The 2,588-nt window shown below is 37.7% G+C and carries 1 protein-coding gene; it reads right to left on the bottom strand.

The window, feature by feature from the left end; genetic code table 11:
* A partial coding sequence (locus WBG07_RS19255; RefSeq protein ID WP_340203750.1) for a non-ribosomal peptide synthetase occupies positions 1-2,588 on the bottom strand: 2,588 nt, incomplete at both ends.

The following is a 2,588-nucleotide window of genomic DNA, read 5'->3' as shown; positions in this document are numbered from 1 at the left end:
ATACCATAGCCAGCACATAGTTTCCCTCTTCTATATGATACAAAGCAGAACGGAACTTATATTTCTTTGCCAGGTCAAAAGGAGTTTCCAAGAAGGAAGCTATCAAGGAGTCTAAAGATTCATTGGCAGAACATTCTAGTTGTTCAAGAGCCCATTGCTCTGCACTGATTATCTTTTGATACCCGATACCGTTTTCATACCCAATCAAAGTTCTTAGGATTTCGTGTCGTTCGATGATCGCTTTAAGTGCTTTTTCCAATGCGGTGATGTTTAGTTTACCTTGCAGGCGAATGACCATTGGAATGTGGTATGCGATGCTCCCTTCGAGTTGATCTAAAAACCAGAGTCTTTCCTGGCTGAAGGAAAGGGGAATTCGATGGGGTCTTTCTTCTGCTCTAATAGCGGGTAGTAAGGTGCCTTGAGACTGCTGTGAAACAAGAAGCGCTAAAGCGTCTATAGTAGGATTGGCAAATACTTCTTTAATGGCTATTTCAATGTTGAGTTCTTTCCGTATCATGGAAACAAGTCTTGTAGCCAATAGGCTATGCCCTCCCAGTTCAAAGAAGTTATCATGTACACCAATTTGTTCAACCCCCAATAACTTTTGCCAGATAGTAACGAGCGTTTGTTCGGTTAGATTTCTGGGCGCTACATAAGACTGACTGGACAATAGGGAGGCATCCGGGTCGGGTAGTGCCTTTTTGTCTAGTTTTCCGTTTGTGGTTAGTGGCATTTCCTGTAACTCGACCCAAATAGTGGGTACCATATAATCTGGTAATTTCAACTTTAGTGCTTCTTGCACCTTAGCCTTATCAAAATCATCTTCGACAACAACATACCCGACCAAACGTTTAGTAGAGGTTGTGTCCTCTTTTGCTAAAACACAGCAATCCTGTACTCCTGTAGCCTCCAATAAAACACTTTCTATTTCTCCCAGTTCTATACGATATCCGCGAATCTTTACTTGGTCATCTGCCCTGCCAACAAACTCAATGCTACCATCGGGCAGCCACTTTGCTAAATCCCCAGTACGATACATGATTTCTCTTTCTACAAAAGGATTAGTGACAAATTTCTGTTTGGTTAACTCTTCTTGATTTAAATATCCTTTAGAGACACCACTACCAGAAATACATAACTCTCCTGCAACACCTATAGGTACCAACCCCTGTGAAGAATTTAAAACATAAAGACTTGTATTAGTAAGAGGTCCTCCTATCGGAATAGTCTCTGCAACATCTGGTATATTGTTAATCTCATAACAGGTAGCATACACAGTAGTTTCTGTTGGTCCATACACATGAAGTAATCTCCCTGAACCTAATACCGATAACATCTTGCGAACTGGAGATACAGAAACCTTTTCCCCTCCAAATAATAAAATTCGCAAACTAGATAATCTTGAGAGATCATAATCTGCCAAAGAATTAAATAATGCTGTAGTTATAAAGACCACATTTAATTGCTCTTTATCTATTAATTGAGATAATGCATCTGCATTGGAAGCTATAGAACTATCAATCAAATAAAGAGAAGCACCACACAACAGACTGCCAAAAATCTCATACGCCGAGCCATCAAATGCATAATTAGACCATTGAAGTACTCGATCCGTACTGTTTACTGCAATCTTACTTAATGGATCATTAATAAGGGTAATAATATTATTATCGTTAATAAGTATACCTTTAGGGGTACCTGTAGTTCCTGAAGTATACATAACATAAGCTACTGAATTCTGTTCTCTTTGAGTTACAATCTCTGAAGATGTACACGTAATAGAATTTTCTATGTTTAAAAAAGTATATTCAGATACTGGTAATACCGATACCAAAGATTCTTCTTTATAAACAATATGGTTTACACCAGAATCTTTTAATATGTATTCTAGTCGATAAGAGGGTAAAGAAGGATCTAATGGGACATAGGCACAACCGGATTTAAGAATTCCTAAAATACTAACGATCATATCAAAGTTCCTATTCAATAACATCCCTAATCTGTAATCTTTTACAACTCCTTCTGATTCTAAATAATGGCATAATTGATTAGATTTATCATCTAATTCTTTATAGGTCATGGTAGTATCTTCAAAAACCAGAGCTATAGCATATGGGGTAGCATTTACCTGTTCTTTAAACAAATCAACTATCGTTTTATCTTTTGGATTGGCAACTTCAGTATCATTGAATACATCCAATAAAAGATGTTTTTCCTGTTCAGGTAAGAATGCTAATTGTGTGATGGGTAGGGTCATATTATTCACGATACTAACCAACAAATTCTGGTAATGGCTCAACATGCGCTCGATGGTTGCTTTATCGAATAAATCGGTACAGTACTCCATGTTAAAAGCAATACCGTTATCTCCTTCTACAGCGTTTAATGTTAAGTCGTATTTTGCGGTGGTATTGGGAAACTGATATTCTGAGATTTCAACATCTCCGTCTAATACAACTCCTTTGTCTTTAGATAGTTCAGGGGTATTCTGCAATACAAACATGACCTGGAACAAAGCAGAAGTACTCATATCTCTGGTATCTACGACCCTTTCTACGATCTTTTCAAAAGGTGCGTGTTGATGTTCA

The organism is Ascidiimonas meishanensis (assembly GCF_037782385.1).
Classification (GTDB): Bacteria; Bacteroidota; Bacteroidia; order Flavobacteriales; family Flavobacteriaceae; genus Ascidiimonas; species Ascidiimonas meishanensis.
Note: the sequence above shows the minus strand (reverse complement) of the source record. Positions and strands in the feature narration are given on the sequence as shown.